Genomic DNA, 8138 nt, shown 5'->3' with positions numbered 1-8138 from the left:
CCGGTGATCAGAAAGTAAATACTGGTTAAAAGCTGCCTGTTTTTACCAGGAATGCTTTCCGGAGAACGATATGTTTCAGCATAAAAGCCACCTTCCGGGTGACTTTTAAGATCAAATGCTTCGATGATTTCTCTGGCTCTTTGAGGAAGTTCCATTTATTCGACAATGCTTTTATTTCCGGGATCTTTCTTCTTTTTCGGAGTAGGTATGAAATACCTGAAATCGATGGTGAAATATCCGGCGGTAATGGGTTTGTAAATGAAAAATTGAGTTCCGGTTCCGCTTTGACGTAAAATCGCTACGCCGAAAAGTGGTTGTTTGAGAGGAACTTTTGCTCCGAAACCTAAAAAGAAGGTTCCTGCTTTTGGAGTTCTGTATTCAAAACCAATTCCGGCATTCATGGCAAAGTAAGTACTTTCTGTTCTTCTTCCCTGAACGAAAACAGTCTTTTTTGGAGTCGGATGCATCGAATCCTGTACATCCGAAGGATAATGCGTAATGGAAACTCCCAAAGAAGCGTCCATGTACCACTGTTCGGTCAACTTCACGTAGAACAAGGCATTTAAAGGAATATCGTAATTGATAAAGGCCAATTTCTGACGGGCATACAGATTGGAATCAGGAATAGAAACCCCTACGTCGTAGATTCTTCTGACTTGCGAGATTCCTGTTTCGATACTAATGGATTTGGATAAACCGATCCGGATCGTTGCTCCGAAAGTATATCCCCATTTATTGTGGAAATCAGCGGTCATGATTTTGTTCTCATCCTGAATTTCAGTATGAACGGCTCCGATAAAGTTATTCGGAATAACAGGAGAAGCAACAATCCCGAAATAGGAGGGAAAACGTTCCTTCTTAACCTTGCGTTTTTGTCCATAAGAAAAGATGGAAAAAGTACAAACGATTAAAATTAAGATTGATTTTTGCATTATTTTTCTTTCTTTATTCATGAACGCACGATCTTGCTGTTTCGTTGGAGCTTTAACGTTTTTAACAGAAGCTTATTGTTTCCACTCGGTTAAGTATTCAATTGGTTTGCGTTGTCCCTTCGGCCATTCAATTGCGGGATATCCCAGGTAAAACAAACCAACACAACGTTGTCCTTTTTCCAATCCTAAAAATTCATTGAAGGATTCGAATTTGATAACTCCCGGAGTTGCCCAAAAAGCACCGATTCCCTGTGCAGTTGCCGTTAAATGCATATTCTGAACGGCGCAGGAAATAGCTGCAAAATCATCCTCTTCGCTGATACGTGTCCCTTCTTCCCGGTTCAGAATAATGGCAATCACAGCGCTCGCCATTTTCGGTCTGCTCATGAGTTTCCCCAATTTGCTGTCCACTTGCTTCTCTTTCGGGATCTCTGTGAGGTAAATGTTTCCTAATGTTTCCGATAATTCAAGCAATGCATTGTCCTGGAAAACAATGAATTTCCAGGGTTGGGTCATTCCGTGAGTGGGAGCCCAGATGGCGTTGTTCAATAATAATTCGATTTGCTCTCTATGAATTTTTCGAGTGCTGTATTGTTCCGGATATATGGTTCTGCGATCGCGAATAATCGCTGTTACTTCACTTAGATTGTAACGCATTCTGAGTTTTTTTTTGTAAAAATAACCCGAATTCGCGAATTATGGTTCTTCTATTTAGCGATCTGCCCCGTTTCCGTCTTTAAGCGCTTTCTGAATCATGAAAAAGGTCCGGTCGATTGTTTCATATACGCCATTCGGCATCGGACCGAGAGCAGGAGCATTGATCACATAACCGAAAGGATCAATTAATACGTAGTACGGGTAATTGACCACGTTGTAATTCTTAAAGATCGAGTTACTTTCCTTGCCCGGAATAATGGTCCACGGATATTCGTTTTTCAATTTCGCAACATCAATACTGCCGTCCGGTTTTTCTTTGTAAACCATTACAAAGGTTATAATATCCTTGTAACGCTCATAAATTGGCTTCAGAAGATTCATTTGCTTGGTATTATCCAGGCTGTTCGGATCTATAAAAAACAGGTACAGGTATTTTTTACTGAAACTTTGAAGTGTCAGATCTTTCGTGTCATTTTTAAGCAGGAAATCCGGAGCTTTGGAACCCTGGCTCAGTTCCGTCAAACGGAAACGGATGTTTTGCGCCACAATACGGTTCTCAGGAAACAGCCCGAATTTGGAAACGCTGTCCAAAATGGTCAGAATATTCGTCTGCGGATAATCCTTTTCATAGAAACATTCGGAAAGCGTTTTCAGCATCACCAACTCGCGCAATTTGTAATTGTGCTGCAGGGTGTATTCCTTCGACATGGCATTGTAGATCGCAGAAGGGCTCGATTTCAGAATGCCCAGATAAATGCGGTTGTTTATTTCTGAATTGATTCGCGGGAGCAACTTTTCGTAAAAGTGACTGATATACTGGAAATAAGCCTCGCTCTGATAATAAACGGGAGTTGACCGGATATAGAAATCGTATTTTTCGTATTGATTTCTGCTTCCTGTAAAACGCAGGTCGTCCAGCTTTGCGATGGTGTATTTCCGGTGGTAGCCGAAGAATTTATCCACAGTATCTGCCAGGTAGTATTTTTCGACAGCCATTTTGAATGTATCCAGACGCGCCACGAAATACTTGGAATCCGCATTTTTTTTAGTGTAATAACGGGCTACAAACTCATCATTCCAACGGTTGAATTCCAGGATTTTATAATTGATGTCCTTTTTATCCAGGTTAAAAAACGAAAGCTCAATAAAGTTTCCGGAAGGATTGTAAGGATCGTATTGATTCTTTTCCGGAAAGAAAACTTCGTATTTCGCGCCCGGACTTGCATACAAATTTGCTTTGTTATTTGCTGCCTTCAAAATCAATTTCCGGGTTTCATCCAGGTTAAAAACCAGGTTAAAACTACTATCGGCTTTTACGGTCGTAGAAGCGATCCGTTCTTCTCTTAAGGTGATGAAATCGGAGATCTCGTACAATTCCACTTCTTTCCCGATATATGCAGGAGCATAACCCGTTATTTCGGTGATTGATTGTGCATGGATTCCGGTAAAACCGAAGGAAAACAAGAAAAGGAGAAGCGCATATTTGTTCATGTCTAATTAACGAGTTGTTCGAAATTCGTTACATACTTATCAATTTTCCCGCCATTTTTGTAGATCTCCCGGATAATCGTTGCATTGATCGCAAACAGGGAAGTATCCGGAATCAGGAAAACGGTTTCAATCTCGCTCATCGAGCGATTCATCAAGGCGATCGGAACTTCGTAATTGAAATCTTTCACATCTCTCAATCCGCGTAGAATGTAGTTACAGCCTTCATCCTTACACATATCAACGGTTAATTTTTGGTAGGTAATTACCCGGATTTTCGGTTCGCTCTCAAAACAGCTTTTGATGTGACTCAGTCTTTTTTCAAGCGGGAAGAGGTAGTTTTTACTGGAATTCACGCCAACCGCGATAACGATTTCGTCAAAAAGATCGAGACCTTTCCGGATAATGTCTTCGTGACCTTTGGTGAAGGGATCAAATGATCCCGGAAAGCAAGCACTTTTTTTCATATCAATTGAATTGAAAGAAACTAAAGTAAACATTACCGAAGTTTCGTGTTTCTAAATATCCGTCTTCCCCGGTTAAATCTGTTTGTTTTCCATGTTCGATCAAACAGATTCCGCCTTCGTTCAACAGTTTTCGTTCACGGATCAAACGTACCAGGTCTTTGTGGAAAGTTAAATCGTAGGGAGGGTCAGCAAAAATCAGGTCAAAAGTATCTGCACATTGTTCCAGGTAATTCCGAACCTCATTTTTGGTAATCAGCCATTCATCTTCAATTCCGAGTTCCTTTTTCAGTTTGTACATGAATTTGACACACACAGGATGTTTGTCTACAGAAGTCACATTTCCTGCTTCCCTGGATAAAAATTCCAGCGAAATATTTCCTGTTCCTGCACACAGATCGAGGATATTCAGATCCAGTAAACTGTACCTGTTTTCCAGAATATTGAAAATCCCTTCCTTGGCAAAATCAGTTGTTGGTCTTGAAGGAAAACTTTTCGGGGGACTGAATCTTCTGGCCTTATAAATGCCTCTTACTATACGCACAATGTTTGAAATTGAAGGTGATTTGAAGTTTGTATTTCTATTTTAACCGGTTCGAAAAGATGGATTCGTTTGAGCTGTGCTTCCAGTTTTTTCTGGATGCTTTCTACCGAATCTCCGGTTCCGTGAATAAACAATTCGTTTTTGGTGTTGATCTGAAGTTGGGTGAATACGGTTGCGAGATGATATGCAATATCGTCTTCGTTTTGGTATTCCTGGATGCTGGTATGTACAATATTGCCGTCTTTCCGCACCACCAGGGAGAATTGCTCTTCGTGGATAATCAGGTGCGAACGCAGGGGAATGAGCGAACCGGTTGTTAAATAGCGCAACACATGAGTCAGTTCGTGCTGGATCACGATTCTCGGAGCTTTCAGAATCAATACGGACTTTACCCACATCGGAAGCTGGTAGACGATTACAGAACTCCATTCCGGTAAGCGGTTATAATCCACATCACTTTTGGAAACGTTCTTGTGTACGGAATACTGTAACAAGGTTTCCGGATTGGACGCCGCAAAGAGCGAGTTCGGAACCAGACAAAACTCCTGTCCGAAATAAGCGCAGGAGAAATTTTCAAAACGATCCAGGTTCCCGATTTTTTCGATGACTTGTGTCAATACTTCTTTATAGCCGGCATCGGTTCTTTTCGTGCAAACGGCTTTTTCCAGTAACTGGATTTCACTTCCTGCAAGTTGGAACGCTGCAATGCTTTGCTGAGTAATTTCTAGTATTAATTGCACAAACTCGTTTTCTACAAATATAGTAAAACTCAGCGGCCTTCATCCGCTAAAACTGCGTGAGCTTGCTTTAATTCGTAATTCGGCATTCGCAATTCGTAATTGGAATACGTACTTTTATCGAATGAATTCAGCATCTTTTGAAGAGGAATGTTATCGGTTGATTTTATCTTTTTTCGGTCATAAACCAAACGAAGAACAGGAGGTTTTGATCCGGTATTTGGCTGAATTCACGTTTGAGCAGGAGAATCCTTCCTGTTTCATTCTCAAAGGATATGCCGGAACGGGAAAAACCAGTATTCTGGGAGCTTATATCCAAGCTTTGAATGTGATGAAACGGCGAACGGTGCTCATGGCGCCAACCGGGCGTGCGGCGAAAGTACTTTCCCTGCGCTCTAAAATGCCGGCAACTACCATTCATAAACGCATTTACTTTACCGGAGCCGGACCTGATGGAAGTGTGAAATTGCAATTGGTTCCGAATAAATCCAAAAACACCATTTTTATCATAGATGAAGCCTCGATGATCGGGGATTATTCGCTGCAATCGGATGGAAGCGTTTCGCGGAATTTGCTGGAAGATGTGTTTCAATATGCTTTAAGCGGTGAAAACTGTAAACTGATTTTACTTGGAGATGAAGGGCAGCTTCCGCCGGTTGGTTCGGATGAAAGTCCGGCGTTAAGTACCGCTTATCTCAATCAGCATTTCCCATTGGTTCATTTTACCGTTTACGGATTGACCTCGGTTGTGCGGCAGCAGGAAGATTCGGGAATCCTGGAAAATGCCACACGAATTCGGCAGGCTCAGGCTGAAGAAACAATTCCGCAGCTTGATTTACATTCTTTTGCAGACGTAAAAGCGATTCCGGGCGATGAATTGATTGAGAAAATAGAATCTGCTTACAGCAATTGTGGTACAGACGAAGTGATGATCGTCACCCGGTCGAATAAACGGGCAAATTTGTACAATCAGCATATCCGCAACCGGATTCTGATGATGGAAGAAGAGCTTTGTGGCGGAGATTTACTGATGGTGGTGAAGAACAACTATTTTTGGCTGGATCCGCTCAGTTCGGCAGGTTTTATTGCAAATGGCGAGTTGCTGAAAGTGCATCGCATCCGGAAAATAGAAACGGTTTATGATGTTCGGTTTGCGCATTTGGAAGTTTCACTGATCGATTACCCGGATCTGGATCGTTTTGAAGCCATTGCGTTTATGGACACGCTTTCTATCGAACAGCCGAACCTGGACCGGAATTTTCTGAAGAACTTGTTTTTCGAGATCGAGAAGGATTATATGCACGAGCGCAACAAACAGAAGCGCTACCAGGAAATCATGAAATCACCTTATTTCAATGCCTTACAAATCAAGTTTGCCTATGCGGTAACGTGCCACAAATCACAGGGCGGACAGTGGGCAACTGTTTTTGTAGATCATGGCTACCTGGAACCGGAGCAATTAGACTTTTCGTTCTTGCGTTGGTTATACACGGCAGTGACACGAGCCAGCGAGCAGTTGTATACGGTAAATTTGCTGGAAGAGCTTGTTGAAGTGAAAAGTTGAAATTGAAAAGGGAGTTAAAAGAGAAGGTTTAAAGAGATAAAACAAGATTTCTGTCCTGACTCTTGTCTCTGAAAGTTTTGACGCAATTCCGCAATATTACGTCCGGAAAATGAAATGTCTAAAAGGAGTTCTCGAAGAGCGCTCTTTGAAAATGAACCGGAAGAACCAGTCCTGAAAGATTCTTTATTCACAGGGTTTTAGCAGTCTAAAGAATGCAAATGAAGAAATTGATTATAAGGAACTGAATGAATCAAAAATAGTGGCGTAATTCCGCAATATTACGTCCAAAGAAAATTTAAAGCAAAACAAACAGATCAGGTCTTGACTCTTGTCTCCGAAAATCCTGACTCAATTCATCGGAAGTAAAAAAACATTGAACCGCGATAGCTGACAAAACAATTCACACAAATGTACCCCCCCCCGTATCGCGAAATAATAATCAAAAACAGCATCTCAACCCGCCAAATACGATTCAAGTATGGATAGAGCATAGATAGAGTATGGATTAAGTATAGATACAGTATTAAAATGTTATAGATTTAACATGCGATTTTAGGGCGTTTCAGCCGTTTTCTGCCCTCTTCAGTCCTGTTTTCCCGGGATCAGAAAGGAATAAGACCTTGAAATCCTAAAATCAAAACACATCACAGATGTGTGAAAACGACCGTAAAAAAAGAGTTCATCCCCTCCAATTACATCCCAATATCCTGGCTCTTCAAGTCTTGCCTCTTGATCCTTGACTCTAACTCTTTCAACCTCATCTACCCTTGCCTACCCCAATTTCGGGACGGCATTCGTAATTCGGCATTCGTAATTCGTAATTCGTAATTAAAGACTGCCCGATTTTTCTTCACGCAATTAGATTTACTCCCAAAAAAGAGGAATCCTCTTCCGGAAAAAGAACTTACTTGTACGTCTCCAAAACTAAAAAGAAGTATCAAAACACACAGTGAAACCCGTTCCACACATTTTTTAATTGGCAGGCAATACTTTTATTCCTACTTTCAAGTGATTAATTTTACCACATTTAACTGATACAACAATGACAAAAGAAATTTGGCTCAATTTACCTGTCAGGGACGTAGAAGCATCCAAAGACTTCTTCACAGCAATTGGATTTACACTCAAACCGGAACAATCTGCTCCGGGAGAAAGAGCTTGTTTTCAGGTAGGAAAAACAATTGTGATGTTATTTGCCGATTCCATTTTTAAACACATCAATGGAGGTTTGGCAATGAACGATACACAAAACACTGCTCAAATGCTCATTTCTTTTGATGCCGAAAGCACTTCAGAAATTGACGAATTGGCACAAAAAGTGAAACAAGCCGGCGGGAATGTTTTTTCCGAACCCGCAGAAAATCAGGGATGGATGTACGGATTTGCCTTTGCAGATTTAGATGGACACCGCTGGAACGGATTATACATGGATTTTTCAAAATTAAAAGCTTAAACTGTATGAAAGGAGTAAAAATCACATTTTGGGTAAGTACCATTTTAATCGGTTTGTTTATCATTCCGGGAGTCTTCTTTTTAAATGATCCGTTTGCATTGGAAGGAACCAAACACCTGGGATTACCGCTTTGGTTTCATTGGGAACTGGGAATTCTGAAACCAATCGGAGCGTTGGTGATCTTATTGCCTTTTTTCGGAAACAGAATCAAAGAATGGGCTTATTTCGGACTTTTCCTGGATGTTTGCTCTGCGTTCTATGCACTGGCCTGGGTAGACGGAATGAAAGGCTCTACCTTT

Annotated in this window: 10 protein-coding genes; 3 read left to right on the top strand and 7 right to left on the bottom strand. The window is 41.2% G+C overall.

What is annotated here, in order from left to right; all coding sequences use genetic code 11:
* The 7 genes from Q1V93_RS00355 to Q1V93_RS00325 all read right to left on the bottom strand — a co-directional run.
* The coding region (locus Q1V93_RS00355) for a cupin domain-containing protein (RefSeq protein WP_300659867.1) at positions 1–155 on the bottom strand (155 nt) is incomplete at its 3' end.
* Positions 156–932, bottom strand: coding sequence for a hypothetical protein (locus tag Q1V93_RS00350; RefSeq protein ID WP_300659864.1), 777 nt, complete (start codon positions 930–932; stop codon positions 156–158).
* 72 nt (positions 933–1004) lie between these two features.
* The gene (locus Q1V93_RS00345; protein WP_300659861.1) at positions 1005–1589 is read right to left on the bottom strand and encodes a nitroreductase; all 585 of its coding nucleotides are present in this window, start codon (positions 1587–1589) and stop codon (positions 1005–1007) included.
* A gap of 54 nt (positions 1590–1643) precedes the next feature.
* Positions 1644–3080 carry a redoxin domain-containing protein gene (locus Q1V93_RS00340; protein ID WP_300659858.1) on the bottom strand — a complete coding sequence of 479 codons (1437 nt, stop codon included), beginning with the start codon at positions 3078–3080 and terminating at the stop codon, positions 1644–1646.
* A 2-nt stretch (positions 3081–3082) separates the two neighbouring features.
* The gene (gene coaD / locus Q1V93_RS00335) at positions 3083–3544 is read right to left on the bottom strand and encodes a pantetheine-phosphate adenylyltransferase (RefSeq protein WP_300659855.1); all 462 of its coding nucleotides are present in this window, start codon (positions 3542–3544) and stop codon (positions 3083–3085) included.
* Between the two features lies 1 nt (position 3545).
* Complete coding sequence (locus Q1V93_RS00330; RefSeq protein ID WP_300659852.1) at positions 3546–4085, bottom strand: RsmD family RNA methyltransferase; 540 nt, start codon at positions 4083–4085, stop codon at positions 3546–3548.
* Positions 4076–4825 carry a DUF3822 family protein gene (locus tag Q1V93_RS00325; RefSeq protein ID WP_300659850.1) on the bottom strand — a complete coding sequence of 250 codons (750 nt, stop codon included), beginning with the start codon at positions 4823–4825 and terminating at the stop codon, positions 4076–4078. Before Q1V93_RS00325 ends, Q1V93_RS00330 begins: the two co-directional genes overlap by 10 nt.
* A gap of 121 nt (positions 4826–4946) precedes the next feature.
* Between Q1V93_RS00325 and Q1V93_RS00320 the strand changes: the two genes are divergently transcribed.
* The 3 genes from Q1V93_RS00320 to Q1V93_RS00310 all read left to right on the top strand — a co-directional run.
* A complete protein-coding gene (locus tag Q1V93_RS00320) occupies positions 4947–6386 on the top strand; it encodes an AAA family ATPase (protein WP_300659847.1) in 1440 nt (479 codons plus the stop codon).
* Positions 6387–7428: 1042 nt separating this feature from the next.
* Positions 7429–7839 carry a VOC family protein gene (locus Q1V93_RS00315; RefSeq protein ID WP_300659844.1) on the top strand — a complete coding sequence of 137 codons (411 nt, stop codon included), beginning with the start codon at positions 7429–7431 and terminating at the stop codon, positions 7837–7839.
* 5 nt (positions 7840–7844) lie between these two features.
* A partial coding sequence (locus Q1V93_RS00310) for a DoxX family protein (protein WP_300659841.1) occupies positions 7845–8138 on the top strand: 294 nt, incomplete at its 3' end.

This window comes from Fluviicola sp. (genome assembly GCF_030151805.1).
GTDB lineage: Bacteria > Bacteroidota > Bacteroidia > Flavobacteriales_D > Crocinitomicaceae > Fluviicola.
The sequence above is the reverse complement of the archived record's forward strand: the minus strand, read 5'-3'. Positions and strand labels throughout refer to the sequence as shown.